Below are 26,819 nucleotides of genomic sequence, written 5' to 3'. Positions count from 1 at the left end.
ATTCATCTTTGCCGTTGCCGCCAGCTTCCGGCGCTCAACCACCCATGATCGTATCCGGCAACCATGTCACGATGCCGGGCATGAAGCAGACGATGACGACTGCGATCGCCATCAGGATCACGAATGGCAGCGTGCCCCACATGATTTCCGAAAGCGAGATATCCGGCGCGATGTTCTTGATGACGAAGATGTTGAGGCCGACGGGCGGATGGATCAACCCCATCTCCATGACGATCGTCATGACGACGCCGAACCAGATCAGGTCGAAGCCGGCCGCCTTCAACGGCGGAAGGATGATGGGCGCCGTCATCAGGATGATCGAAACCGGCGGCAGGAAGAAACCAAGCACGATGACGAACGACAGGATGGCCGCAAGGAGCACCCACTTGGACAGGTCGAGGTCGATGATCCACGCCGCCGTGGCCTGGCTGATGTGAAGATAGCTCATCACATAGGAATAGATCAGCGACATGCCGATGATCATCAGCAGCATGGTCGATTCCCGTAGCGTGCCCGAGACGATCGGCATGATCTTCGACGGCTGCCACAGCCTGTACATCGCACCGATGACGAGGAAGGCGAGAACCGCGCCGACCCCGGCCGTCTCCGATGGCGTGGCCCAGCCGGCATAGAGGACGACCATGACGCCGGCGAGGATAAGGACGAAGGGGGCGACCCAGGTGATCATCCGGATCTTCTCGCCGAGCGTGTAGTGCTCTTCCGCAAGGAGCGCGGATTTCGGCGCACCCGAGACATGGACCTGCGCCAGTGCCTGCTGCTTCTCCTTGCTGTAGCGCAGCATCGAATAGCCGGCGAACATCAGGATGAGCAGGAGGCCGGGACCGATGCCGGCCAGGAAGAGCTTTCCGAGGGATACCTCGGCGGCGACGGCATAGAGCAGCATGGTGACGGACGGCGGCAGGAGGATGCCGAGCGTGCCGCCGGCGGCGATGATGCCGGCGGCGAAGCCGCCGGAATAGCCGCGAGCGCGCATTTCCGGGATCCCGGCCGAGCCGATCGCCGAGCAGGTGGCCGGCGACGAACCCGCCATCGCCGCGAACAGTCCGCAGGCGACGGTATTGGCGATGCCGAGACCGCCCGGAATCTTGTAGAGCCAGGCATGCAGTGCGGAATAGAGATCCTTGCCCGCATCCGACCGCCCGATCGCCGCCCCCTTCAGGATGAACAGGGGAATGGCGAGGATGATGACGTTCGCCAGTTCCTCGTAGAAATTCTGGGCGATCGTATCGACGGACGCCGCCGGCATGAAGAAGATCATGAAGGAGACGGCGACGACGCCGAGTGCGAAGGCGATCGGCATGCCGGAAAACATGACGACAAGCGTGGCGACGCAGTAGGCGATGCCGATCCCCCATTGCGGAACGCCCGAGACGAGCGCCATCGGCGACCTGTCCCACAACGCGAAGGCGATGACGGCGACGAGGCCGATGGCGAGCGCGACATAGGACCGCTCCAGAACCTGGAGCGCGACCTGGAGCGCAAGGAGGATCATCCCCGCCGTCAGCAGCGAATAGGGAACCCAGAGCGGAGGCCCCCAGGCGGAGTGCGTGATCTGCCCCTCGACCCAGGCCTCGTGCAGCAGCAGCCCCGACTTCCAGGCAAAGAGGATGGAGAAAGCGAGCACGGCCGTATCGACCACGGTTCGCAGCAGCGCCTTGATGGCCGGCGCCACATGCTCGACGAGATCGATGCCGACATGGCCGCGGACGGCCTGGACGGAGGCCGCCGACAGGAAGATGGCGCCGGCGACCAGGAAGATCATGACCTCGTCCTGCCAGAGGACCGAACGTCCGCTGACATGGCCGAGAACGACGCCGAAGGTCAGGACCATCGCCGCCGCGACCAGCGCAAGCCCGGAAAGCCGGAATGCGATCTTGTTGACGGCGGCAAGAGCGCGGGAAGCCGTGCCGATGGACCCGATAGGGTCCACCGTGTCGGCGCCGAGAATGGCATCGTGTCTGACGTTGCCCATCCGCTCACACCTTCTGAGCCAACTTCAGGAGATCGGCGGCTTCGCTTGACTTGGCGGCATAATCCTTCCAGGCGCTCTCCTCGGCGATCTTGCGCCAGGCGGCCAGGTCCTCGGCGCTCAGGTCCGAGACGGCGACGCCTTTTTCCTGATAGATCTTGGCGACGGCCTCGTCGTCCTTGCGTGCTTCGGCCGTGCCCCACGGTTCCATCTCCGCGCCCACCTCCAGCAAAACCTTGCGCTGGTCCTCGGGCAGACTGTCGAAGATGGCCTTGGACATCAGGAGCGGCTCCAGCATGAACCAGAACGAGCCCGTGCGGGCGGCGGTCAAGGATTTCGCCAGTTCCTCGAGACGGAAGGAGATGAGGCTGGTCGAAGACGTCACTGCCGCGTCGAGCGCACCCGTCTGCATGCCGATATAGATCTCGTTGGACGGCATGGTGGACACCTGGGCGCCCGCCGACGTGAACATCAGGTCCATGTCCCGGCTGCCGCCACGGATCTTGATGCCTTCGACGCTAGCCGGGTTCGTTACCACCTCCCCGCGGGAGGCAACGCCGCCAGCCTGCCATACCCATGAGATGAACTGCACGCCCTTGCTTTCGACAGTCGCGGAAAGCGCCTTGCCGATTTCGGCATTCTTCCACGCCGCCCCTTGCTCGTAGGACGTCACGAGGCACGGCATCAGTCCGAGGTTGCAGGCGTGCACCTCGCCGCCGGCATAGGCGAGCGGGTAGAGGGACATATCCAGCGCGCCCTTGCGCAGGGCCGAGAATTGCGCGTTGGTCTTCATCAGCGACGAGTTCGCGTAGATCTCGAACTTCAGTTCGCCGTTCGTGCGCTTCTCCACTTCCTGGGCGAAGACCCGGACCAGCCGGTCGCGAAAGTCACCTTGCTCTATCGTTCCGCCGGGGAACTGGTGGGAAATCTTCAACGTCGTGGCGGCACGGGCCTTGCCGAGTGTCCCGACGACCGCGGGCATTGCCAGAGCGCCAATCAAGGCCTGTCTGCGCGTAAGGGGCATCATGTAGTCCTCCCTGAAGTAGCGGGCCTCCTCCACGATTGCCCGTCTGTATCAAAGCTACAAGCGGAATGCATTCATTGTCAATCAGATTGCATGCAATAAAAAAGATACTGCATGGAGCCTCTTGCGCCCGGATGAGAAACTGCGCAAAATTTGTTCATGAGCATGAACCAATCGAGCCGCCTCAGAGCGCAAATCGAAGAAGAGATCGCCACCGGAGCCCTCCGCCCCGGCGAACGACTGGATGAAGTCTCCCTCGCGGAAAGGTTCGGTGTTTCGCGAACGCCGATCCGCGAAGCCCTGCAGCAATTGTCCATCGCCGGCCTGATCGAGCACCGCCGCCATCGCGGGGCCGTCGTCAGCGCCCCGGAACCCAACCGGCTGCTCGAAATGTTCGATGTGATGGCCGAGCTGGAGGGCATGGCTGGCGCGCTTGCGGCGCGCCGGCATACCGAGGAGGACCGCAGGATCCTGCTCGACGCGCATGCGAGATGCGAGGCGGCGGCCAACAGCGACGATACCGACCGCTACTATTATGAAAACGAAGTGTTCCATGATGTGATCTATGCCGCGAGCCACAGCGGCTTCCTTGAAGAGCAGTGCCAGGCCCTCCATCGGCGCCTGCAGCCCTACCGGCGCCTGCAGCTTCGGGTGCGCAACCGCATGAAGGTATCGTTCAAGGAGCACTGTGAGATCGTGCAGGCCATTCTCGCCGGGGAGACGGAGACCGCGCGCACCTTGCTGCGCGGCCATATCGCGGTGCAGGGCGATCGCTTCAGCGACCTCATCGCCACGCTCGGCGAACGGGACCGCGAACAGCGGCGCAGCATGTCCTTGGGGTGAGCCGACCCGCGGCCCTTGCGGAACAATCGTGCCGAACTGCCGCCGTTTAAGTTTTTGTTATTTGCTCGGTGACAACATGCCCAGGCAGCGTCCCGCCTGACGGCGTTCAGCCGCAAGCCGACAAGCGCCATTGAGTTCTTTTGCTCTCGCGAAAGAGCACGAAGGTCGACTTCCCCTGCTCCATGATGGAGCGCTTCCACTCCCGAGATACGTGCTCGTGCGGGCCTGCGCCCGACGAGGAAACGTGCAACCGCCCTCGAAGGAGGGCCGCGCGACGAAATCCGCGACACGAGGCGGGCCCGGGAGATGAGCCCACAGGCAGTCGAGACCGTCGTGTTCGATCACGTCATCACCATGCCGGAGGATATCAGCATGACCGATCGCAGCCCCGCTTCCAGGAACGCCCACGACCGCGGCCGGTCCAGGACAAGATTGTCCGGCATATCCGCCCGGCTCTACCTGCTGGTGGGGCTGACGCTCGCCCTCATGGCGGGCACCGTCGCCTTCGGCCTGTTCCAGCAGCACGAGCGAACGATGTCCGAACGCAAGGCAATGCTCCAGGCCATGACCGAAAGCGCGCTGAGCGTGTTCGCCGCCTATCACAAGATGGAGCAGGACGGCACGCTGACCCGTGAAGAGGCGCAGGCGCAGGCAAAACTGGCGGTCGGCTCGGTGCGCTATCAAAAGAGCGAATATTTCTTCGCCTTCGACATGGATCATCGCATCGTGCTCCATCCGAGCCGCAAGGTCGGGCAGGACATGACGGACTACAAGGATGCCAAAGGCAAGCTGCTGTATCGCGAGTTCGTGAAAATGGTGCGCGAGAATGGCGATGGGTTCATCGCCTATCATGCCCCTCGCCCCGGAATGGACGGGCAATATCCGAAATATTCCCATGTCGCGCTCTTCGAGCCGTGGGGCTGGGCGGTCGCCACCGGCGTGTACACCGACGACATCGATGCGATGTTCTGGCACAGCATGATGCTCTTCGGCGGGCTCCTGGCCTTCGCCTTCCTTGCGACCCTGATCGGGACCTATGCGGTCGTGCGCAGCGTCGTGAAGCCGGTGAACCTGCTCACCGCCGTCATGAGCCGGCTTGCCTCCGGTGACGATTCGGTCGACGTGCCGGCCACCGCGCGCCGGGACGAGATCGGCGAGATGGCGAAATCCGTCGAGGTCTTCAAGGAGGCGGCGATCGAGCGGCAGCGCCTCGAAGGCGAGGCAGAGGCCAATCGCACCTCCTTCGAACAGGAGCGGATCGAACAGGAAGCCCAGAAGGCTGGCGTCGCGGCCGACACGCAGTTCGCCGTCGACGGTCTTGCGACGGGCCTTGAACGGCTCTCGCAGGGCGACGTCACCTATCGCATCGAGACGCCGTTCGCCGTTCATCTGGACGGTCTGAGGGAGAACTTCAACAATTCGGTCGCCAAGCTCCAGGAAGCCCTTCAGACCGTTGGTGACAATGCCCGCGGCATCGATGCCGGCGTCAGGGAAATCCGTTCGGCGTCCGACGATCTGTCGAGGCGCACGGAGCAGCAGGCGGCCTCCGTGGAAGAGACGGCCGCCGCTCTCGAGGAGATCACCACGACCGTCAAGGATTCCACGCGCCGCGCCGAGGAAGCCGGCGGGCTGGTTGAGCGGACCAGGGTGCAGGCCGAGAAATCCGGCGAAGTGATGCAGCGTGCGGTTTCCGCCATGCAGGCAATCGAGAAGTCCTCCGGGGAAATCAGCAACATCATCGGCGTCATCGACGAGATCGCATTCCAGACCAATCTGCTCGCCCTTAACGCCGGCGTCGAGGCCGCCCGTGCGGGCGAGGCCGGCAAGGGGTTTGCCGTCGTGGCTCAGGAAGTGCGTGAACTGGCGCAGCGCTCGGCCGGTGCCGCCAAGGAAATCAAGACGCTGATCAGCGCCTCCGGCGAGCAGGTGCGCGCAGGCGCCCAACTCGTCGGAGAGACCGGGACCTCGCTGCAACGGATCGTCGAGCAGGTGCAGGAGATCAACCAGAACGTCTCGGCCATTGTCGAGGCGGCCCGCGAACAGTCGACCGGGCTTCAGGAGATCAACACGGCGGTCAACACGATGGATCAGGGCACCCAGCAGAATGCCGCCATGGTCGAGGAGACGACCGCCGCGAGCCACGCGCTGGCAGCCGAGGTCGGCGCGCTGAACAGGCTTCTTTCGCAGTTCACCCTCTCGCAATCGGCGAAAGAGCCCGCTCTTCAGTCGGCTGCCCAAAAGCAACCGGACGCAATCGCCGCCGGGACGCCTGTCCGAAGGCTGGCGGCCGCCGGCGGCCAGACATGGAGAGAATTTTAAGTCGCGTCACAGTCCTTCGGTGCCGCTCGCTTCAACGCGGTTCGATCGCCGGGGCCACGGGCTCCCGGGTGGAGATCGAACCGCATATCTTCTTCCTGCTTTTTCTTCCGCCCCTTCCATAGGGCCGCCGGATAGGATCCGGAGCACGAGAGTGGATCGTCAGAAATCCCAGTCGTCATCCTCGGTCGCGACGGCCTTGCCGATGACATAGGACGAGCCGGAGCCGGAGAAGAAGTCGTGGTTCTCGTCGGCGTTCGGCGAGAGGGCGGAGAGGATCGCAGGATTGACCTTGCACGCTTCCGGCGGGAAGAGCGCCTCGTAGCCGAGGTTCATCAGCGCCTTGTTGGCGTTGTAGTGCAGGAATTTCTTCACGTCCTCGGTGAGGCCGACGCCGTCGTAGAGTTCCTCGGTATACTTCGCCTCGTTGTCGTAGAGCTCCAGCAGAAGGTCGAAGGCGAAGTCCTTGATCTCCTGCCGGCGCTCCTCCGACAGTCGCTCCAGCGCGCGCTGGAACTTGTAGCCGATATAGTAGCCGTGCACGGCCTCGTCGCGGATGATGAGGCGGATCATGTCGGCCGTGTTGGTGAGCCTGGCGCGGCTCGACCAGTACATCGGCAGATAGAAGCCGGAATAGAACAGGAAGCTTTCGAGGAAGACGGAGGCGACCTTCTTCTTCAAAGGATCGCCGGACCCATACTGCTCCAGGATCAGCGCGGACTTCTTCTGCAGGAACTCGTTCTCCTCCGACCAGCGATAGGCATCGTCCACATCCGGCGTCAGGCAGAGCGTCGAGAAGATCGAGGAATAGGAGCGCGCGTGCACCGCCTCCATGAAGGAGATGTTGGACAGCACCGCCTCCTCGTGCGGCGTGACGGAATCGGCCATCAGCGTCACCGCGCCGACGCCGTTCTGGATCGTGTCGAGCAGGGTGAGGCCGGTGAAGACGCGGATGGTGAGCTTCTGCTCCTCCGGCTTCAAGGCCGCCCAGGACGGAATGTCGTTGGAGAGCGGCACCTTTTCCGGCAGCCAGAAATTACCGGTCAGGCGGTTCCAGACCTCGAGGTCCTTGTCGTCGTCGATGCGGTTCCAGTTGATGGCGCGGATGGCGCTGGCGGCCTTCGGGGCCTTGGTCTTCACTTGGATGTTCATGTCGGTCACCGGATATCAGAGGGCGCAGGAGACACAGCCCTGCACTTCCGTGCCGGACAGCGCCATCTGGCGAAGGCGGATGTAGTAGATAGTCTTGATGCCCTTCTTCCAGGCGTAGATCTGCGCCCGGTTGATGTCGCGCGTCGTCGCCGTGTCACGGAAGAACAGCGTCAGCGACAGGCCCTGGTCGACATGCTGCGTCGCCGCCGCGTAGGTGTCGATGATCTTCTCCGGGCCGATCTCGTAGGCATCCTGGTAATAGTCGAGATTGTCGTTGGTCAGATAAGCGGCCGGATAGTAGACGCGGCCGATCTTGCCTTCCTTTCGGATCTCGATCTTCGAGACGATCGGGTGGATCGAGGAGGTCGAGTGGTTGATGTAGGAGATCGACCCGGTCGGCGGCACGGCCTGGAGGTTCTGGTTGTAGAGGCCGCCGTCCATGACGGCTTTCTTCAGCGCCTGCCAGTCCTCCTGTGTCGGGATATGGATGCCGGCCTCTTCGAAGATACCGCGCACCTTCTCCGTCGCCGGCCGCCATTCGGCTTCCGTATATCTGTCGAAATACTCGCCCGAGGCGTATTGCGAGTTCTCGAAACCCTTGAAGCTCACGCCCTTCTCGACCGCCAGCCGGTTCGAGGCGCGGACCGCGTGATAGGTCACCGTGTAGAAATAGATGTTGGTGAAGTCGATGCCTTCTTCCGAACCGTAGAAGATGCGCTCGCGGGCGAGATAGCCATGCAGGTTCATCTGGCCGAGGCCGATGGCGTGGCTGTCGTCGTTGCCCTTTTCGACGGAGGGGACCGAGGAGATGTGGCTCATCTCCGAGACGGCCGTCAGCGCGCGAATCGCGGTCTCGATCGTCTGGCCGAAATCCGGTGAGTCCATCGCGGCCGCGATGTTGAGCGAGCCGAGATTGCAGGAGATGTCCTTGCCCATCTTCGCATAGGAGAGGTCGTCGTTGAACGCGCTCGCCTCGCTCACCTGCAGGATTTCCGAGCACAGATTGCTCATGGTGATGCGGCCGGCGATCGGGTTCGCCCGATTCACCGTGTCCTCGAACATGAGGTAGGGATAGCCCGACTCGAACTGGATCTCGGCGATGATCTGGAAGAAGTCGCGCGCCTTGATCTTCTTCTTGCGGATGCGGCCGTCCTCGACCATCTCGCGGTACTTCTCCGTCACCGAGATCTCGGTGAAGGGCACGCCGTAGACGCGTTCCACGTCGTGGGGCGAGAAGAGGTACATGTCCTCGTTGTTCCTGGCGAGCTCGAAGGTGATGTCCGGGATCACGACGCCGAGCGACAGCGTCTTGATGCGGATCTTCTCATCCGCATTCTCGCGCTTGGTGTCGAGGAAGCGCATGATGTCCGGGTGGTGGGCGTGGAGATAGACCGCGCCGGCCCCCTGCCGCGCGCCGAGCTGGTTGGCATACGAGAACGAATCTTCCAGGAGCTTCATCACCGGGATGACGCCGGAGGACTGGTTCTCGATCTGCTTGATCGGCGCGCCCATCTCGCGAAGATTGGTCAGCGACAGCGCGACGCCGCCGCCGCGCTTGGAAAGCTGGAGCGCCGAATTGATGGAGCGGCCGATGCTCTCCATGTTGTCCTCCACGCGCAGAAGGAAGCAGGAGACGAGCTCGCCGCGCTGCTTCTTGCCGGCATTGAGGAAGGTCGGCGTCGCCGGCTGGAAGCGGCCGGAGATGATTTCATCCACAAGATCGCGGGCAAGCGCCTCGTCGCCGCGCGCCAGCGTCAGCGCCACCATGCAGACGCGGTCCTCGTAGCGCTCCAGATAGCGTTTCCCGTCGAAGGTCTTCAGCGTATAGGACGTGTAATATTTGAAGGCGCCGAGGAAGGTCGGGAAGCGGAATTTTTTCCCGTAGGCGTGATCGAAGAGATCGCGCACGAAATTGAAGGCATACTGGTCGAGCACGTCCTGCTCATAATAGCCCTCCGTCACCAGGTAATCGAGTTTTTCCCTGAGGTTGTGGAAGAACACGGTGTTCTGGTTGACGTGCTGGAGGAAATATTGCTTGGCCGCCTGCCGGTCCTTGTCGAGCTGGATTTTTCCATCCTCGTCGTAGAGGTTCAGCATGGCATTCAGCGCATGATAGTCCAGCGCCGTGATTTCCGGCGTCTTGGCCGGCTTCTCGATCGTCATCGTGTCCAAAATCGTTCCAGTCCCTGTCTGACGTTGTCGACATCCTCATCCGTCCCGAGCAATTCGAAGCGATAGAGGAACGGCACGGCGCATTTCGCGGCGATGATGGTGCCCGCGACGGCATATCCGGTGCCGAAATTTGTGTTGCCCGCCGCGATCACGCCGCGGATCAGGTTTCGGTTGCGCGGGTTGTTGAGGAAGCGGATGACCGGTTTCGGCACCGCTCCCTTCTCACCGCCTCCGCCATAGGTCGGCGAAACCAGCACGAAGGGCTCTTCGACCTCCGGCGGCTCCTCGGTGGCATCGACGGGCAGGCGCTGGGCCTCGACGCCGAGCCTCTCCACGAAGCGGTGGGTGTTTTCCGACCGGCTGGAAAAGTAGACGAGTCCCGCCATTGCGCCGGCTCAGGCGAGCGCACTGATCATATCCGGACGGAAGCCCGCCCAATGCTGCTCGCCGGCAATGACGACGGGAACCTGGCGATAGCCGAGGCCTTGGACGAGCGCGAACGCATCGGCATCCTCGGAAATGTCGACGACGCTGTAGTCGATGCCCTGACGATCAAGTGCGCGGGTAGTCGCGGTGCACTGGACGCAGGCGGGCTTGGAATAGACGGTGATGGACATGGCTTCCTCGTGATCGGGCAATCGGGCATGGGAGATCGCTCGGTCATCCGCCGACAACCGTTCGATGAGCTGAAATAGATGGACGACCGCCGTGGCGACGGCCGGGCGCCGTTACTCGCGCGCAGGAACTGGAAACAGGATCGACATGACTTCACCCCGAGACATTTTCGCGGGGCATCAAGGGAGACGGCGGGGCGGCATCATTCCGCAACCCAACGCTCGCCTGCCGGACACCCCGCCCGTGGACGTTCATGTGCGAGGCAGGTCTCCTGGCTTGCGGGTCGCGGCATCCGTCCGCCTTCCCAAGGCATTTGCGCCCCAGTGGCTCTGTCGAACGAATGCTCGCCGCTTACAGTTGCGGGGGCAGCTCCGGATATTCACGACCATCATGGTCGCCCCGGATTCCCGTCTTAGCCTTCGACATTTTCGAATCGAAGGAACCTCGAACACAAGATATAGTAGACGAGCCAAGAAATGCGTCAATGGCTATGATCGATTATCAACGGCTTCCCCACAGCCAGGGGAAATGAGGCGCACTGTTCGAAATGCGACGCGGCGAATGTCGTTAGGGATCGCCAAAATCCTTCGAGAGTGAAGTATGTTCTCCTTGTCTTGGGTGCCGCATTGCTCGGTCGCAATGCGGATAATTGGGAAGCCGGTGAAAGTCCGGCGCTGCCCCCGCAACGGTAGCAGAGCGCAACGTCGACGAATGCCACTGGGTTTGTCCACCTGGGAAGGCGTCGATGGTCCTAAGGGACGGCTCTGAAGTCCGGAAACCAGCCCGAGATGACATGAAACGACTGATTGCGGTGGGCGATCGGGCGACGGCATGCCCGATACGGGCATGCCGGAGCGCGATTCCATCCAACAGTCCCTTTGGGATCAGGACAATGGACATTCGCAGCGACGTTCTCCACAAACTCAGGAACCGGCGTGAAGGCCACAGCCTCGAACAGGCCTTCTACATCGACCCCGACCACTACAGGCTCGACCTCGAGACGATCTGGTATCGTGACTGGCTGTTCATCGGCCATGACTGCGAGATCCCGAGGGCGGGCAACTATTTCACCGTGCAGATCGGCGATTATCCCGTGGTCGTCACCCGCGACCGCTCCGGTACGGTCCGGGCGCTGCATAATTCCTGCCGCCACCGCGGCTCGCGCGTCTGCACGCAGCACAAGGGCTCGTCGGCCAAGCTTGTCTGTCCCTACCACCAGTGGACCTACGAACTCGACGGCTCGCTGCTCTTCGCCCGCCACATGGCCGAGGATTTCGACAGGACGCAGCACAGCCTGAAGCAAATCCACTGCGAGACCGTCGGCGGGTACATCTTCATCTGCCTTGCCGACGAGGCCCCGGATTTCTCCGCCTTCCGTGGCATGGTCGAGCCCTATCTCGCCCGCCACCGCCTCGGCGAGACCAAGGTCGCCTTCGAAAGCACGATCGTCGAGAAGGGCAACTGGAAGCTCGTCTGGGAAAACAACCGCGAGTGCTATCACTGCGCCGCCAACCATCCCGAACTCTGCCGCACCTATCCGGAAGCGCCGAGCGCCACGGGCGTGCAGGGGGCCAAGGACGATCCGGTCATCGCCGAGCACTGGGCGAAGTGCGAGGCATCCGGCCTGCCGAGCGAGTTCCGCATGTCGCCGACCGGGCAGTTTCGCGCCGCGCGCATGCCGCTCATCCAGGAGGCCGAGAGCTACACCATGTCGGGTGCCCGCGCCGTCGCACGTCCGCTCTCCAACGACGTCCTGGAAAACCATATCGGCACGCTGCTGCTCTTCCACTATCCGACGACGTGGAACCATGTGCTGGCCGACCACGCCATCACCTTCCGCGTGCTGCCGCTCGGCCCCGAATTGACGCAGGTCACGACGAAATGGCTGGTCAACAAGGATGCCGTCGAGGGCATCGACTACCGTCTCGACGAACTCACCCATGTCTGGACCGAGACCAACGATCAAGACCGCCGGATCGTCGAGGAAAACGCCTTCGGCATCCGCTCACCGGCCTACCGGCCCGGCCCCTATTCACCGGAGGACGAAGGCGGCGTCATGCAGTTTGTCGAATGGTATTCGAACTTCATGATCGATCGCCTGGGCAACAAGAAACCGATGTCCCGAGTGGCGTGATATGACGACAATTGCCCCGTTCCGTCACTTCGATGAGCTTCATCCGTGGCATGACCGCCATAACCTACTCGAATGCATCGCCGCCACCGTGGAAACGGCCGACGTGATGACCTTCACCTTCAGTTCCGACCACAAGAACTGGTTCCGCTATTTGCCGGGCCAGTTCGTCACGCTGGAACTGCTGGTCTCGGAAGAGGAACCGGTCATGCGCACCTACACGCTGTCCTCGACGCCGTCGCGGCCGTTCTCCGTGGCCGTGACGGTGAAAGCGCAGAGGAATTCGATCGGCACCCGCTGGATGTTCGACAACCTGCGCCCCGGCATGAAGCTGAAGGCCTTCGGCCCGCTCGGCGACTTCTCCTTAGTGCGCTATCCGGCGGAAAAATACCTGTTCGTCTCGGCAGGGTCCGGCGTCACGCCGATGATGTCGATGACACGCTGGATGGCGGACTGCGCGCCGCAATCGCATGTCGCCTTCGTCACCTGCGCCCGCAAGCCGGAGGACCTCCTGTTCAAGCCGGAACTCGAATGCCTTGCCGCCCAGATGCCGAACCTGGCGCTCGGCTTCGTCGTGGAGGGGCACAATCCGCGCGACGGCTGGCATGGCCTCACCGGCCGCATCGACGCCGCCCGCCTCTCGCTGCTCGCGCCCGACTTCCGCGAGCGCACCGTCTTCTGCTGCGGCCCGGAACCTTTCATGCGCGGCGTGCGCGACATGCTGAAGGTCTGCGGCTTCGACATGGACCGCTATCACGAGGAAAGCTTCCAGCCGGCCGCAGCGCCCGCGCCGGAGGAGATCGCCATTCGCGCCGGCGCCGGCGAGCAGGAGACCGACGCCAACGCCGTTTCCACCGTCACCTTTACCATGGCCGGCAAGGACGCTAAATGCCTGCCCGGCCAGACCATCCTGCAGACGGCCCGCGCAGTGGGCGTGCGCATCGGCGCGGCCTGCGAGGGCGGCCTCTGCGGCACCTGCCGTGTGCTGAAGATTTCGGGCGAGGTAGAGATGCGCCACAATGGCGGCATCCTCGATGACGAAATCGAGGAGGGCTACATCCTCGCCTGCTGCTCGCGGCCGATCGGGGATGTCTCGATCGAGGCGTAGGAGGAGTTCCTATATGGCGGCGGCAAGGGCGTCGTCGTGACGCCATCCGCTGATGATTTCGGGATGTCCGGCGATTGCGAGATCGGTGATCCCGTATCGGGCGAGAACGCCGGTCTCCAGCAGGTCCATCGAAGACGTGAACGGCCCGGCGGGCGGATTGACGCCACCGCCGATCACGAGCACATCCGTCACGCCCGCCCCCTCGGCCAGCCGGCCGAAGCGGGCTTCGAGTGTGCCCTTCGAGGCAATCCGGCGCGCGGCGAGATGCGGGACCGGTATGTATCCCACATGTCGCCGGCCTGTCGCTGACGCGCGGACCGCTGAGGCCGTAAAGCCGTAGCGCTTCCCGCTGTATCTAGTGGTGACGACGTTGACCGCAGAGCAGAGGGGAGACATGCCGTTGCGCAACGTGGCCTTGTCCACGATATCGAAGCCGTGCTTCACCATGTTCATGTCGGCCTCCTGCTCCTCAGCCAGCGCTAGGCCGAGAGTTCTTTTCGGACGATTTCCGCGCCTGCAGCCAAAGCATTCAGCTTGCCTCTTGCTACACGGCGAGACAGGGGCGCCATCCCGCAGTTCGTGCAAGGGCAAAGTTTGTCCGCATCGACAAACTGAAGCGCCTTTCGCAGGGTCGCGGCCACTTCCTCCGGGGTTTCAATGGTATTACTCGCCACGTCGATGGCCCCGACCATCACCTTCTTGCCTCGAACAAGCTCGATGAGATCCATCGGAACATGAGAGTTGTGGCATTCGAGGGAGATCATACCGATACTGGATTTCTGCAGCTTGGGGAACGATTCCTCATATTGCCGCCACTCCGACCCCAGGGTCTTTTTCCAATCCGTATTGGCCTTGATACCGTATCCATAGCAGATATGGACAGCGGTCTCGCATTTGAGGCCCTCGATTGCTTTCTCCAGTGTGGCGACGCCCCAGTCATTCACGTCATCAAAGAAGACGTTGAATGCGGGCTCGTCGAACTGGATGATATCGACGCCGGCAGCTTCCAGCTCCCTCGCCTCCTCATTGAGGATCCTGGCAAATTCCCAGGCCAGCTTTTCACGGCTCTTATAGTGGTTGTCAAAGAGCGTATCGATCATCGTCATGGGACCCGGCAGAGCCCATTTGATAGGCTGCTTCGTCTGCTGACGTAGAAATTTGGCGTCTTCGACGAAAACCGGCTTCTGGCGAGACACGGCGCCCACGACTGTGGGGACACTCGCATCATAGCGATCCCGGATTCTGACGGTCTCGCGTTTTTCAAAATCAACCCCGCCGAGGTGCTCGATGAATGTCGTGACGAAATGTTGGCGCGTTTGCTCGCCATCGCTGACGATATCGATGCCCGCCTGTCGCTGATCATCCAACGACAAACGCAAGGCGTCCCGTTTGCCCTCGATCAGTTCCTTATCCTGCAACTTCCAGGGCGACCAGAGTTTCTCGGGCTCTGCAAGCCACGAGGGTTTGGGCAGGCTCCCGGCGGTTGACGTGGGCAACAGTCTTTTCATGTTGTGCGACCTTATGTTTATGAGTTCGTCAGCGGGCGTGATTGGCAGACCATTGCTCAAGAATGGCCCCGTACGGTTTGATGAAGTGCTCCTCGGCGAACTTCCCCTGCTCAATCGCCAGCCGGCTCCGTTCTTCTCGATCGTAGACAATCCGGGTCAGGGAGTAGTCCTGGTGCTTCAGATTCGGCTGATAGCAGGCACCCGCCGCGGAATTGGCGTTGTAAATCTCGGGTCGATAGATCTTCTGAAAGGTCTCCATCGTGCTGATGGTGCTGATGAGCTCAAGATTGGTATAGTCATCGAGCAGATCGCCGAGAAAATAAAATGCCAAAGGCGCAACGCTATTCGGCGGCATGAAAAATCGAACCTGCAATCCCATTTTCCCAAAATATTCGTCGGTCGAGGAGAATTCATTCTGTGTGTATTCGACGCCCAATACAGGATGACGATTTTCCGCCCGATGATAGGTTTTGCTGCTTGATGCGCTTAGGCATATGACTGGCGGCTTGTTGAAATGCTCTTTGTAAGCATTTGAGTTCAGGAAACACTTGAACAAGTTTCCATGCAGATCGCCAAAATTATCCGGCGTGCTGAACCAAGGTCGATTTTTGTTATGCTCTGGCAACAACACGCTGAAGTCGTAGTCACGCACATAAGAGGAGAAATTATTGCCCACGATGCCGTCAACACGTTCGTTCATTTTATGATCAACGACAGTTGTTTTCAATATTTCAATGAGCGGAAAGGTATCACTATTGGCCCCGGCACCAATATTCATCTCGACGGAAATGATTTCGAGCTCGACAGAGTAACGATCGCCTTTGGGGTTATCCCAATGCGCCAGGGCGTTGAAACGGTTGTCAATCATCCTCAGGGCATTGTGCAGGTTCTCTCGGCGGCTCTCCCCTCTAGCCAAATTAGCAAAATTGGTCGTAATGCGCGTATTTTCTGAGGGGTGATATTCCTCATCAAATTGAACTGCCTTGATCTTAAAATCGAAATCACTATTCATCGCAACGACGCACCCTGCTTCCCGAGATAAAACCTGAAATTATTGACGTAAATTTCAGGGCACACCGGACATTATTGTACATATTCGCAGTCGGCAGCGTTCACGCCGTCCAGACATACGAGTGGTGTGCGGTTTATGGCTGAGAGATCGATCGAGAAAAAATGGTATTATCTCACGCAAGCATGAGCCGTGCTCATGATTTGAGGTCGAAGCCAGAGACAAAAATGCGGAGATGACGATGTAGGCGCGGGGGCAGCGAACCTTGCACATCGGCCATGTCTCCGTGGTAAACGCCTTGACCGCTCGGGCGACATGCGACATTGGTTCGTCATCGTGGTTCTGCGGATGGAAGTCCGGAGCTAAGAGGGAATCCGGTGAGGGCTTTGATCAAAGCCTGAAGCCGAGGCTGCCCCCGCAACTGTAAGCGGCGAGCGAACGTCCATCCATGTCACTGAGGCCTGCCTCGGGAAGACGGACGAAAGCAATGACCCGCAAGCCAGGAGACCTGCCGCGATAGATAACGTCCACGGGCGGGGTGTCCCGGAGTGCCGCTTTCGCGATGAGCACTCCCGTGCCGTCGTCTCTGCGTCATGCCGTTGCCCGGCCGCAACCTGATGGCGGTGCAGATGACAGCGATCACGACCATAGTCCAGTCTGCCGAGCACGGCTCGATAACCAGTCTCATCGATATCGTCTTTCCCGGAGACACCAACCGTCACGGCACTCTGTTCGGCGGAGCCGGGCTTGCACGGATGGATCGCGTAGCCTTCATCGCGGCAACCCGGTTCGCGCGAGCGCCCTTCGTGACCGCCTCTTGCGAGCGCGTCGACGTCAGGCAATCCGCACGCATCGGGCACATCGTTGAATTCACGGCCAGACCGGTCAAGGCTGGACGCCGTTCGCTGACGGTCGAGGTCGAGATGGCGGCGGAGACCATAGTCGGTCGGCAACGACACGCCTGTACGCGCGGCATCTTCCATATGGTTTCCATACCAGAGGGCGAGGAAGCCGCACATTACGCGTTGCCCGAACTGCTTTCCAAGGAAACGTCGGGCATGAGCGATACCGTTGCCATGGTCGACATCGTCTTTCCGGATCAGGCCAACAGCATCGGCCGAATGTTCGGGGGCGAAGCGATCGCCTGCATGACCAAAGCGGCGTTCGTCGCAGCGTCGCGCTACTCCGGCAAGTTGGTGGTCCTCGCCTCATCGGAGCGTATCGACTTCGCACGGGCAATCAAGATCGGCGAGATTGTCGAGGCCGAGGCACGCGTCGAGCGCGTGGGACGCAGTTCCATGTCGATCGAGACAAAACTTCGGTCCGAAAACCTTCTGACGCGCGAGAGACACGTCACGGCCACCGGATGCTTCACCATGGTGGCAGTCGACAGGGACCATCGGCCGATCCCGGTTCGCGATATGGTCGGAGCGGATGCACTTCACGTTAGCCAGAGGCGGGCATAATCATGTTGGACAGGCAACATCTGTCGATCCTGCGTGAGGTCGACCGCTTGGGCAGCCTGACGGCTGCGGCGGAGCGGCTGAACGTCTCCCAGTCCGCTCTCAGCCACACGATCCGCAAGCTGGAAGAGCGCTACGGCGTGGCAATGTGGGAAAAGGACGGCCGCAACCTTCGTCTCACCGAGGCCGGCCGCTACATCGTCACGCTGGCGCAGCGCGTTCTGCCTCAGATCGAAAGGGCAGAGGATGTCCTGTCGGACTACCGTCACGGCCAGCGAGGCTCGCTCAAGATCGGCATGGAGTGCCATCCGTGCCACCAGTGGCTTATGGGTGTTACAAAGCCCTATCTCATGGAATGGCCGGATGTGGGCCTGGAACTGAAGACATCATTTGCCTTCGGCGGCGTGGCGGCACTTATGGCATACGAAATCGATATCCTGATCACGCCGGATCCGATCGAGACGCCCGGCATTCACTATCTTCCGGTGTTCGACTATGAGCTGGTACTTGCCGTTCCGGCCGATCATTCCCTGGCGCTGAAACGCCATGCCGAACCTGTGGATCTGCTGGATGAGACGCTGTTCACTTATCCGGTACCGCCGGAGCGGCTGGATGTGTTCACGCAATTTCTGGTGCCTGCCAATTGCCGACCACGCCATCATCGAAATGTCGAGACGACGGAAATGATGCTTCAGCTCGTGGCGGCAGGCCGAGGGGTCAGCGCCATTCCCGACTGGCTGGTGCGTCGAGAAGCTGCCGCACTCGGTGTTCGTCCCGTCCGGATGGGTCGGAGCGGTATCCAGAAAAGCATCCACCTCGGATTAAGAGATGGCGACGACACTGTCGATTTCATCGCCGGGTTTCTCGCGACTTCGCGCCAGACATCAGCCTGACGCGACGGTGTCTTTGTTGGCAATGCTGTTAGAAGCGTACCGATTTCAATTGGCAAAATGGATTACGGGCGAAACGAAAACCACACGGCATATCCCATCGCTTGAACCATCCGTCTACGCCCGGCTGATCTCGTCGAGATACCAGGCGATGTAACGCAGTTCGTTATGCTCCATCGGCGCGATTGGACCGGGCACAAAATAGTGAGATCGCACGCCGCGTGCCGTGTGTTCGATGATCGCCTTATCCTCCGCGGTTGTGACCTTCCAAAGCCAGGTCAGCCTTTCAAGGTCGTAATCCCTTCCCTCCTCGGCCTTGCCATCGACAAGCCAAATCAGTTCCATCTCGCAGGTTTCCGCTGTCTTCGGGATGAAGCGGTAGATCATGCCATGGTCGGGATAGCAGACAAGGAAGGTCGTGCCGCCGAGGTGAATAGAGGTCACGCCACCATCGAAATCGGTAAAGCGCCCCATCAACGGCGCGACGGTCTTCCCATCCTCGCTGCCGCTCTCGACGCCCTCGTAGAGCGCGTAGCGGAAGGCGTGGATCGCCTCTCGGCCCTCTCGCGAGGTCTGCCAATGGTTGCCGGAACCGACCTCGATACCGAGGGCGCAGGTCCGCGCTTCCATGGCATCGTTCATCGCCTCGATCATATGCAGCGGTTTTTCCAGCGCGTGGGTCTGCGAGTATTCCGGATGCGCCGGGCCGCAGTGGTAGCACTCCACGTAGTTTTCGACTGCCAGCTTCCAGTTTGCCGAAACAGGATAGGTCTCACGATGCGCGACCTTCGCGCCGGCCCAGCCATATTGCCCGCAGGTCGCATGCAGCAGGTTCTCGACCTCGGAAAAATCCAGCGGCTGGTCGGCGAAGCAGATGAAGATCAGGCCCTCGACAACACGCACATGCAGTGTCCTCAGGCCATGATCTTCGCGCTGGAAATCCTTCGGCATCAGGCGCGCGGCGCGCAGACTGCCATCATTGCCATAAGTCCATGCATGATAGGGACAGACGAAAACACGTGCATTGCCCTTCTGCTTGGTGCAGACCTCCGCGCCGCGATGGCGACAGACATTAAGAATGGCGTGGATCGAGCCATCGGCCGCGCGGGTGACGATCACCTGCTCGGTATCGATACGGAAAACCTCGAAATCGTTGGCGTTGGGGATCACGCTCTCATGGGCGACGCAGTGCCAATGCCGGCGGAAGACCCGCTCCATGTCGCGCTGGTAGATCGCCTCGTCATAATAGAAAGGCCGGGCAAGCCCATGGCCCCGCCGATGCTCTGAGAGCAGCCGATCAATATTGTCAGTAGATTCCTCGATTACAGCCTCAGTGCGACTTACCATTGTGTATGCCCCTACAACGCTTTTTCTCCAATAGTTTACTGACATGACCGGGCTCCCGGCAATATTGTGGAAACGCCTCAGTTAATTGACATACTCGATTACAAGAATGCTCTGCTTTGTTGGGGTCATGTCGCAAACGGAGATGCGCGACTTGCGCGTATGAGCCGACGACGAACTACCCGTGGTCAAGCACCAAAGCCAAATCCACTGCTAGATCATTGGGGTGCTCGACACCTATCAAGCGACGGACGCCGATTCCAAGAGACCGATACGCTAACGGGCGTCGGCCGGAATTTCTGAATGCGTCATTGAGGAGCTGGAGGTGCAGCGGACCGATCAGGGGATCGAAAATGCGCCGCGCGGCCGTGACATGCCTTATCGCGATCACGTCCTGCAGGCGGGCGAGGGTTGCAACTTCGATTTTCCTCGAAGCGCGCCCATAGCGTGATACGGCAAGAATACCGCCAAAGCCTGGACGAGCCACCAGACCCTGTCCCGCAACATTAGCGGCCGGCGCTCGTCACGATTATCGGTCGCATAAGGTGAGAGAAGGCTCTTGAAAGGAATCAAACCGAGACCCGCCATCCAGCAGATACAGGAAGACATCCTGCTGCACGATGCCGAGGCTGGAGCGCAGCAAACGCAGCGTCATGTCCCTGATGTCGATGCCATCGACGGCGATCACGCCTGCGGTGATCTCGTAGAAACACGGCAGAAGCGAGCAGATCGTTGTCTTGCCGGCGCTGGAGCCGCAGCCGACGTCGCGGTACTCGATATCACCGCGAAGACGGCCGGCATCCTTCGCATCCATCCGGTCCATGATATCGGGTTCGGTATCGAGGATACTTCGTATAACGCGTGAAGCCGGCAATACCCTTCGGATAGGCCTTAATGATCGAGTTGATCTTGTCGATGGGCCGGAAGAACACGTTGACCAGCAGCAGGAAGCCGACGAAGCCACCGGCGGAAAGCCCGCCATGCACGACGAACCAGGCGCCGGCCAGTATCACCACCACCTGCACGAAGCGCATGGACAGATAGACACCGTTGCCCGAGCGGTGTGGTGCACCGCACCGGGCTCCAGTTCCTCATAGAGCGAGCCAACAGCGCCCATCAGCCAGTCCTCGACGATTGCAATTCTTTTTTTGAGCCGCAAGTCGCCTACGTACAACCATGCGGCCGAGACGAGGAAATAGAAGGCACCCAGGCCGCATAGCCCGCGATATTTGCTATCGACGGAGCCTGCGGCATGCGGGCCTGGAGAATGAAGAAAGTTCCTGCGACCGCCGACTGCCCGCCACTGAGGATCAGTGCCCACTGCCCGCCATTTGTCTTCCAGCGGCTCCACGAGCGCTAGTGACAGCCCCTTTTCTCTGCAAGGCTTGGCGCGGCCAGCATCGGCAGGAAGCCGTGCAGCCAGATGCCGAAGCTCGCCGCCCAGAGCACGGCGCTGGCGGCGTGATGCAGGGGCGCAAGGCCGGAGGGGAAACCGAATTCCGGCAGGACGCGAACGAGGGCAGCCGCGGCCATCAGCAGGGCCGCGCCGTGGGCCTGCCATGGCAGGTGCAGGAGATCGCGGCCCGTATGCCGCAGGCCCGCGATGATCATCACCGCCATCACCGCACAACCGAGCGCACCGATCGCCAGCATGTGCAGGCCGGCGACGGGCGGAAGATCGAGGTCCAGCCGCGTTGCGCCGAGCGCAAGGAAACCCGCGCCGGCAAAGGCGTTGCCGAGGGCCAGTAGCGCCACTTCCGTCCTGAAGGCGGGGCGGCCGATAAACCATTCCGCCAACCTGTCGAGGAAGGTGGCTCCCGCTGCCAGCGCCAGCCAGGCCGGGACGGCGCTTTCGGGGAGAAGCAAGGCCGCAGCCATATAGAGCACCGTCATCGCCGCGGCCGCATGGCGCCGTCCGGGATGCGGCCTGTAGGGGCTCGTCTCGCCGGTCGGGTCCAGCGCCAGGTTGATCACCACGACATTGATGCGCGAGGCGGAAAGGGAAAACAGCACGATGAAGATGCAGAGCGCCGTTTCCAGGAGGCGGGCGGCGAGCGCGACGTCGCCGATGAACCAGCAATAGCGCACGCCCGCTTCCACCGAGGCAAAGCAGAGCAGCCAGAACAGGAAGGCGAGATGCTTCGTCGTGCGGCGCTCCAGCATCGCCCGGCCGATCAGGACGGAAAGCGCGATCAGGAAAGCAAGGTCGAAGAGAGCGGCAACCGGGCTCAGGACATCCGCCCCCACCGCGCCGATCAGGCGCGCCGGTAGCCAGAGGGTGGCAAGGCAGAGCAGCGTCCTGCCGCGCGCCGGGCGCGTATCGGTCCATTCCGGCACGGCCGAGCCGAGAAAACCGGCGAGCGCCATGCCGTAGGTGCCGAAGATCATCTCATGCGCATGCCATTGCGAGGGTGGAATGTCCGAGGCAAAAGGCAACTCATAGCCGCCCGCGACCACCCACAGGAAAGGCAGCATCGCGCCATGGGCGGCGGCAAGCGGGAAGAACAGCCGAAGCGCTTCGGCAAGGATCGGCCGCACCCTCATCTCAACCGCTCCTTCGCCGAGAAGAGTTCACCGAACACCGGATCGTGCGACCATGCCTCCACCTGCTCGAAGATCGTCCGCTCGGAGCGCTCGCCTGGCCGGCCGGAGAGCGCGCGGCTGGTGGCGATGTGCCCGGTCCGGCCCGAGAGGACCACGATGCGGTCCGCCACGCGCACGGCCTCGGCCAGATCGTGCGTGACCAGCAGCACGGAAAAGCCCTTTTCCCGGGCGGCGGCGATCAGCAGGTCCTGCAAATGGCGGCGCAGACCGACATCCGTCGCGCTGAAGGGCTCGTCGAGGAACAGCATGTCGGGATCGACGGCGAGCGCCCGCGCCACGTTGGCCCGCTGCCGCATGCCGCCGGAAAGCTCCGCCGGGTATTTTGCGAAATCCGTCCCCTCAAGGCCGACGGCAATGGCGAGACGTTCGGCCGTCTCGCGTCGCCCCACCTTCTTCTCACCCCTTGCGGCAAGGCCGTAGGCGATATTGTCCGTCAGCGTCATCCACGGCAGCAGGCGCGGTTCCTGGAACACCACCGCCTGACGGCGATAGCCGCGCGAGACCCGCCCCTTGACCGGCTCGACGATGCCGGCGGCGATCTGCAGGAGGGTCGTCTTGCCGCTGCCGGACGGGCCGAGCAGCGCGACTGCCTCGCCCCTGCCGATGGCAAGGTCGAAATCCTCGAACAGGCTGCGTCCGAGAAAGGCGTGCCCGACGCGGGAGAAGGCGAGCGCGGCGTTTTCAGTCATCGCTTCACGCCCCAGGGGAGGCCGGCGCTGCGCCAGCGCTCGGCGGCCTCGCGCACCACATGCAGCAGGCCGTAGTCGGTGGCGAGCGCGAGGATGACGGTGATGGCGAGCCAGGCCGTGACGAGCGGGATATCGAACAGCGCCCGCGCCGTCGCGAGCTCCCCGCCAATGCCGCCGGAATTGGAAAGGAGCTCGGCCATGACCGTCACCTTCCAGGCGCTGCCGGCCGTCGTGGTCCAGGCGGGAAAGAGATAGGAGAGCACATGCGGCAGGGTGATCGTGCGCAGCCGGTAGACCCAGGACGCGCCGAAGGACTGGGCCATGATGTCGAGCTGCCGGTCGCGCTTGGCGACCCCTTCCAGCGCGCCCGCGAAGGAGAGCGGCGCGGAGGCGATGACCACCGTCAGGATGGCCGTGCCCCCGGACGAGCCGAACCAGATCAGCGCCAATACGATCCAGCCGATCGGCGGCACGCCGAGCATGACCGTGACCACCGGCTTCATCAGCCGCATGGCGGCGAAGGAATAGCCGGCGACGAGCCCGGTGGTTGTACCGATCATCGCGGCGAGCGCGAAGCCCGAAAGCGCCCGGCCGGCGCTCTCGGACAAGACTTCCCAAAAATCCGGCCGCGTCACGAGCACGGCGATGGCCGAGGCTGTTTCCGCCGGGGACGGCAGGATGAAGGAGCCGTAGATCTCGTGCCCCGCCTGCCAGGCGCTGAGGAAGCAGAAGATGCCGGCAAGGCCCGCCCAGCCGGCCCATAGATAGCGGCCCGTCCAGCCGAGGCCGGCGAGAACGTGGCTCATGGCGTCATACCAGATAGAACCCGTCGCCCGGCAACTTGCCGCCGATAATGGCCGGATTGGCCTCCGCCAGCACGCCGTAAAAGCCTTCGAGGTTTTTCCGCGCAGCGCTGGCAGGAATGGCACTCAGATGGCTGGTCGGGAAGGAAGCCGCGATGATGTCGGGCGGAAAGCCGAGGGCATCCGCGACGGCGGCGGAGGCGGCCGCGGGATCGGCGAGGGCATCGGCAAGCGCCGCCTCGATCGCCTTCTGAAGAACATCGGTGCCCGCCTTGCCGAGCGCCTGCTGCACGTCGGCCGTCAGCGCGAGCCCGGCCTGCGGGATCTCCGACGTGCCAGCGACGGCTTGCCATTCGACCTGGACGTCGATGGCGCGATGAACGGTCATGAACATCGACTTCGCCTTGATGATGACGCCGGTCGCCGCCGGCTCGCTGAGGAGGGCGGCATCCACCCGGCCGGTCAGGAGCAGCTGCACCGCCTCGGGCGGCGAGGCGGTATATTCGAGCGCCACGTCGCCCTGTCCCAGGCCCGCCTTCGCCAGAAGCCGCGCCATCACGAAATCCGGCATGTCGTTCTTGAACGGCAAGGCGAGCGTTCTGCCCTTCAGCCCGGCGACCGTCTTCAGCGTCTCGTCCTTCGAGACGACATAGAGAAGGCCTGTGGTCAGTACATTGAGAAGCCCGAGGCCGAGGCCCCGGTTGTGCAGGTTGGCCGCCGCATAGCTCGGCATCACCACGGCGCCCATCGAGCCGGAGGCGACGGCGGCGCGCATCTCGTCCGGCGTCTTCCAAGCTTGGAAGATCGCTCCCGGCGCGATATCCCTGAGGAAGCCGCCCTTGACCGCATGGGCGAGCACGGCGGAGGGCGCGGCTGGCGGGCCGTAGAGCGTCAGCGGCACGGCGGCCCGGAGGATCGCGGGCGCGGCCAGCGTCGTGATCGTCAGGGCGGAGAGCCCTGCAAGAACTTCGCGACGGATGAGAAGGGTCATATCAACAGTCCTTTCGTCAGAAGCGCGCTTTGATGCCCGCATAGAAGCCTCGACCGTCGCCCGGCAGGTAGACCGCCTGCCCAGGGCTCGCCTGGTCGAGGATCAGGGTCGAGGAAGCATAGGTCTTGTCGAAGATATTGGTGACGGCCCCGTAGAGGCTGAAAGCCTCGTTGATGCGGTATTCGGTCGTAAGATCGACAACCGCGTAGGGATCGGCGTAGAGCGTGTTCATGTTGTCGACGGGCGTCTTTGCCGGAACCCATTGCAGGGCCGCGCCGATATCCCAGTCTTCCGTCACCGCATATTGCAGCGCGAGGTGCACGACATGGCGGGGCGCGCCGGCGAGGCGATTGTCGCCGCGCACCGGATCGTCGTCGAAGCGGAAGTCCTGGAACGTATAGGCAAGCCGGCCCGTGAGCGCGTGAAGGATCTCGCCGGAGACGCCGAACTCCAGCCCGGCATGGATTGTCCGGTCGGCATTGAAGGCGGCCAGCAGCGAACCGCTGCTGTCACGCAGGCTGAGAAGCTCGTCGTCCACCCATGAATAGTAGGCGACGGCATCGACGTTCCATGTCTCGTAGCTGCCCCGCCAGCCGATCTCGACGGTGGTCGCAGTCTGGGCGTCGAGGTTCGGCGTGGAGAAACCTGTCGCCGAAGAGTTGGGCGTTCCGCCCATGGTGCCGAGCAGGTCGTCATGGGTCGGTGGCTCGAAGCTGCGGCTGATCGCGGCGAACAGCAGGTTGCTTTCGTCGGGCCGCCAGCTTGCGGCCAGCGCCGGCGACCAGCCGCTATAGCTGCGGTCATAACTCGTATCGACCGCCGGTATTCTCGACACGACCGGCCCGCCGGGCGTGAAGCCCAGCCATGGCCGGGTCGCCGCGCCCCAGAGATCGTCGTTACCACGCGTCGCATGGGTGTAGGAGAGCGAGGGCGACAGCGTCACCGCATCGCCGACCGGCACATTGAGGCCGGCCGTGAGCGACAGGGTCTTGGCGTCGAGATCGTTCCTGGAGAAGGCCGGCCCGTCGGCGCCGGCGCGATTGATGTTGTAGGTCCGCTCGGCCGAGCCGATGGAATATTGCGCCGTCGTCTCGAAGAGTGGCAGGAGCGCGTCCGCATCCGGCTGCCAAGCGTAGCGCAGAAGGCCTGTGATGTCGCCGCCCTCCGTGCGACGCACGCCGCTCGACATGGGGAAGCGGAACATGTCCTCGGTATAGGTGTAGCCGAGGCCGATATCGAAGAGATGGTCGTCCAGCGTGATCGAGGTGCGCGAGCCGATGAGGTACTGGCTTGCCTCACGGCGCGGCCTGTCGCGTTCTACATTGGGGCCGAGACTGGTCGGCGGACCGAGCGAGATGTGCGTCGGATCCGCCTCGAGCGCGGTCAGCGTCAGGGGGCCGGAAACGTCGAAGCCGAGATCGGTATAGCCGATGAAGGCGCGCGTCGTGACGATATCGGAAATCTCCGCCTCGACCGTGCCGCCGATGCTGGTGCGGCGGGATTCGTTGTGCCGCCGGAAACCGTCGCGCCGGCTGCTGTCGGCGAAGAAGCTTCCAGCGAAGCGGTCGTCGTCGAAGCCCGTTCGTGCGGACACCTCCGCCGCGCCGAAACTGCCGCCTTCGACCGAAATACTCGTTCCCGCCTCCACCGGGGAGGCGAAGTTGATCGCCCCGCCGAGCACGCTCGCGCCGAGCCGGTTGGCGGTATAGCCGCGATAGACCTCGATCAGGCTCGCCTGCCCGGGATTGGCAAGGCCGACGATATAGGAACCGTCCGCCCGGTTGATCGGCAGGCCGTCCTTCAGCACGAGGATGCCGCGCTCGACCGGGTTCTGTTGCAGGCCCGAGCCGCGGATCTGCACGCGCGGCTGGTCGTTGCCGCCGAAGAAGCGCTGCACAACGACGCCCGGAACGAATGCAAGCGCTTCAGAAAGCGTCGGCATGGCCTTGGCTGCCCGCTCCTCCGCGCCGATGGCTGCGACGCCGCCGGGAATGGCCGCCAGCCGCTCGCGCGCCTTCTGAACCGTATCGCTCCACTTGCCGCCATCGACCACGATGGCATCCAGAATTGTGGTCGAGCCGGGCGTTGCCGACTGTGCCAAAACCCCCGTCGCCGTTCCGGCCAGAAGAAGCGCCGTCACGAAACCCAGTCCACCCTTGCGCGCCAT

At 62.4% G+C, this 26,819-nt stretch carries 21 protein-coding genes, 3 pseudogenes and 3 riboswitches; of the genes and pseudogenes, 6 read left to right on the top strand and 18 right to left on the bottom strand.

All coding sequences use genetic code 11. The features are described from left to right. Positions 1-34: 34 nt before the first annotated feature. The 3 genes and pseudogenes from AB3G45_RS01475 to dctP all read right to left on the bottom strand — a co-directional run bounded on the left by AB3G45_RS01475 (position 35) and on the right by dctP (position 3,014). Positions 35-1,402 carry a TRAP transporter large permease gene (locus AB3G45_RS01475; protein ID WP_367828967.1) on the bottom strand — a complete coding sequence of 456 codons (1,368 nt, stop codon included), beginning with the start codon at positions 1,400-1,402 and terminating at the stop codon, positions 35-37. 78 nt (positions 1,403-1,480) lie between these two features. Further along, positions 1,481-1,852, bottom strand: a pseudogene (locus AB3G45_RS01470) (TRAP transporter small permease); the annotation flags it as partial. Between the two features lie 145 nt (positions 1,853-1,997). Next, positions 1,998-3,014, bottom strand: coding sequence for a TRAP transporter substrate-binding protein DctP (dctP, locus tag AB3G45_RS01465; protein WP_367828966.1), 1,017 nt, complete (start codon positions 3,012-3,014; stop codon positions 1,998-2,000). A 159-nt stretch (positions 3,015-3,173) separates the two neighbouring features. Here dctP and AB3G45_RS01460 point away from each other — a divergent pair, with 159 nt between their 5' ends. Both AB3G45_RS01460 and AB3G45_RS01455 read left to right on the top strand, forming a co-directional pair. Continuing rightward, positions 3,174-3,857: a GntR family transcriptional regulator gene (locus AB3G45_RS01460; protein WP_367828874.1), complete on the top strand. Its 684-nt coding sequence runs from the start codon at positions 3,174-3,176 to the stop codon at positions 3,855-3,857. A 486-nt stretch (positions 3,858-4,343) separates the two neighbouring features. Beyond that, positions 4,344-6,176: a methyl-accepting chemotaxis protein gene (locus AB3G45_RS01455; RefSeq protein ID WP_367828965.1), complete on the top strand. Its 1,833-nt coding sequence runs from the start codon at positions 4,344-4,346 to the stop codon at positions 6,174-6,176. Positions 6,177-6,335: 159 nt separating this feature from the next. Here the strand turns inward: AB3G45_RS01455 and nrdF are convergent, their stop codons facing one another. From nrdF to nrdH, 4 genes are read right to left on the bottom strand one after another with little or no spacing between them, the layout of a single operon-like run. After that, complete coding sequence (gene nrdF, locus AB3G45_RS01450; protein ID WP_367828873.1) at positions 6,336-7,325, bottom strand: class 1b ribonucleoside-diphosphate reductase subunit beta; 990 nt, start codon at positions 7,323-7,325, stop codon at positions 6,336-6,338. Positions 7,326-7,340: 15 nt separating this feature from the next. Continuing rightward, positions 7,341-9,488, bottom strand: a complete 2,148-nt coding sequence (gene nrdE / locus AB3G45_RS01445; RefSeq protein ID WP_367828872.1) for a class 1b ribonucleoside-diphosphate reductase subunit alpha — start codon at positions 9,486-9,488, stop codon at positions 7,341-7,343. Further along, positions 9,485-9,883: a class Ib ribonucleoside-diphosphate reductase assembly flavoprotein NrdI gene (gene nrdI, locus AB3G45_RS01440; RefSeq protein ID WP_367828871.1), complete on the bottom strand. Its 399-nt coding sequence runs from the start codon at positions 9,881-9,883 to the stop codon at positions 9,485-9,487. Before nrdI ends, nrdE begins: the two co-directional genes overlap by 4 nt. 9 nt (positions 9,884-9,892) lie before the next feature. Continuing rightward, positions 9,893-10,114, bottom strand: coding sequence for a glutaredoxin-like protein NrdH (gene nrdH / locus AB3G45_RS01435; RefSeq protein WP_367828870.1), 222 nt, complete (start codon positions 10,112-10,114; stop codon positions 9,893-9,895). 241 nt (positions 10,115-10,355) lie between these two features. Further along, positions 10,356-10,574: riboswitch (cobalamin riboswitch) on the bottom strand. Between the two features lie 137 nt (positions 10,575-10,711). After that, positions 10,712-10,914: riboswitch (cobalamin riboswitch) on the top strand. A 90-nt stretch (positions 10,915-11,004) separates the two neighbouring features. Here nrdH and AB3G45_RS01430 point away from each other — a divergent pair. Beyond that, a complete protein-coding gene (locus AB3G45_RS01430; RefSeq protein WP_367828869.1) occupies positions 11,005-12,246 on the top strand; it encodes an aromatic ring-hydroxylating dioxygenase subunit alpha in 1,242 nt (413 codons plus the stop codon). 1 nt (position 12,247) lies between these two features. Beyond that, positions 12,248-13,351, top strand: a complete 1,104-nt coding sequence (locus AB3G45_RS01425; protein WP_367828868.1) for a 2Fe-2S iron-sulfur cluster-binding protein — start codon at positions 12,248-12,250, stop codon at positions 13,349-13,351. A 9-nt stretch (positions 13,352-13,360) separates the two neighbouring features. On the opposite strand, the gene AB3G45_RS01420 is transcribed toward AB3G45_RS01425, so the two are convergent. Genes AB3G45_RS01420 through AB3G45_RS01410 form a run of 3 tightly spaced genes read right to left on the bottom strand, consistent with a single transcriptional unit; the run spans position 13,361 to position 15,871 of the window. Beyond that, positions 13,361-13,804 (bottom strand): hypothetical protein, encoded by a 444-nt coding sequence (locus AB3G45_RS01420; protein ID WP_367828867.1) that lies wholly within the window; start codon positions 13,802-13,804, stop codon positions 13,361-13,363. A 26-nt stretch (positions 13,805-13,830) separates the two neighbouring features. Beyond that, the gene (locus AB3G45_RS01415) at positions 13,831-14,859 is read right to left on the bottom strand and encodes a methionine synthase (protein WP_367828866.1); all 1,029 of its coding nucleotides are present in this window, start codon (positions 14,857-14,859) and stop codon (positions 13,831-13,833) included. 28 nt (positions 14,860-14,887) lie between these two features. After that, entirely contained in the window at positions 14,888-15,871 is a 984-nt protein-coding gene (locus AB3G45_RS01410; protein ID WP_367828865.1) for a DUF1852 domain-containing protein, read from the bottom strand. A gap of 317 nt (positions 15,872-16,188) precedes the next feature. After that, positions 16,189-16,399, top strand: a riboswitch (cobalamin riboswitch). 98 nt (positions 16,400-16,497) lie between these two features. Here AB3G45_RS01410 and AB3G45_RS01405 point away from each other — a divergent pair. Together AB3G45_RS01405 and AB3G45_RS01400 are read left to right on the top strand one after the other, a co-directional pair. Continuing rightward, entirely contained in the window at positions 16,498-17,334 is an 837-nt protein-coding gene (locus AB3G45_RS01405; protein WP_367828864.1) for an acyl-CoA thioesterase, read from the top strand. Positions 17,335-17,336: 2 nt separating this feature from the next. Then, positions 17,337-18,224 (top strand): LysR family transcriptional regulator, encoded by an 888-nt coding sequence (locus tag AB3G45_RS01400; protein WP_367828863.1) that lies wholly within the window; start codon positions 17,337-17,339, stop codon positions 18,222-18,224. 114 nt (positions 18,225-18,338) lie between these two features. On the opposite strand, the gene AB3G45_RS01395 is transcribed toward AB3G45_RS01400, so the two are convergent. The 8 genes and pseudogenes from AB3G45_RS01395 to AB3G45_RS01360 form a co-directional block, all read right to left on the bottom strand. Then, positions 18,339-19,568, bottom strand: a complete 1,230-nt coding sequence (locus tag AB3G45_RS01395; RefSeq protein ID WP_367828862.1) for an aromatic ring-hydroxylating dioxygenase subunit alpha — start codon at positions 19,566-19,568, stop codon at positions 18,339-18,341. A gap of 574 nt (positions 19,569-20,142) precedes the next feature. Then, positions 20,143-20,608: pseudogene (locus tag AB3G45_RS01390) on the bottom strand (multidrug ABC transporter ATP-binding protein); the annotation flags it as partial. A 137-nt stretch (positions 20,609-20,745) separates the two neighbouring features. Beyond that, a pseudogene (locus AB3G45_RS01385) lies at positions 20,746-20,909 on the bottom strand (DUF308 domain-containing protein); the annotation flags it as partial. Between the two features lie 12 nt (positions 20,910-20,921). Then, entirely contained in the window at positions 20,922-22,109 is a 1,188-nt protein-coding gene (locus AB3G45_RS01380) for an NnrS family protein (RefSeq protein WP_367828861.1), read from the bottom strand. Continuing rightward, positions 22,106-22,858 (bottom strand): ABC transporter ATP-binding protein, encoded by a 753-nt coding sequence (locus AB3G45_RS01375; protein ID WP_367828860.1) that lies wholly within the window; start codon positions 22,856-22,858, stop codon positions 22,106-22,108. Before AB3G45_RS01375 ends, AB3G45_RS01380 begins: the two co-directional genes overlap by 4 nt. Then, entirely contained in the window at positions 22,855-23,664 is an 810-nt protein-coding gene (locus tag AB3G45_RS01370; protein ID WP_367828859.1) for an ABC transporter permease, read from the bottom strand. The genes AB3G45_RS01375 and AB3G45_RS01370 overlap by 4 nt, the downstream gene beginning before the upstream one ends. A gap of 4 nt (positions 23,665-23,668) precedes the next feature. Beyond that, a complete protein-coding gene (locus AB3G45_RS01365) occupies positions 23,669-24,652 on the bottom strand; it encodes an ABC transporter substrate-binding protein (protein ID WP_367828858.1) in 984 nt (327 codons plus the stop codon). A 16-nt stretch (positions 24,653-24,668) separates the two neighbouring features. Beyond that, on the bottom strand, positions 24,669-26,819 hold the full coding sequence (locus AB3G45_RS01360) for a TonB-dependent receptor family protein (protein WP_367828857.1): 2,151 nt from the start codon (positions 26,817-26,819) through the stop codon (positions 24,669-24,671).

This window comes from Shinella sp. S4-D37 (assembly GCF_040812195.1).
Classification (GTDB): domain Bacteria; phylum Pseudomonadota; class Alphaproteobacteria; order Rhizobiales; family Rhizobiaceae; genus Shinella.
This window is presented reverse-complemented; position numbering and strand designations above follow the sequence as displayed.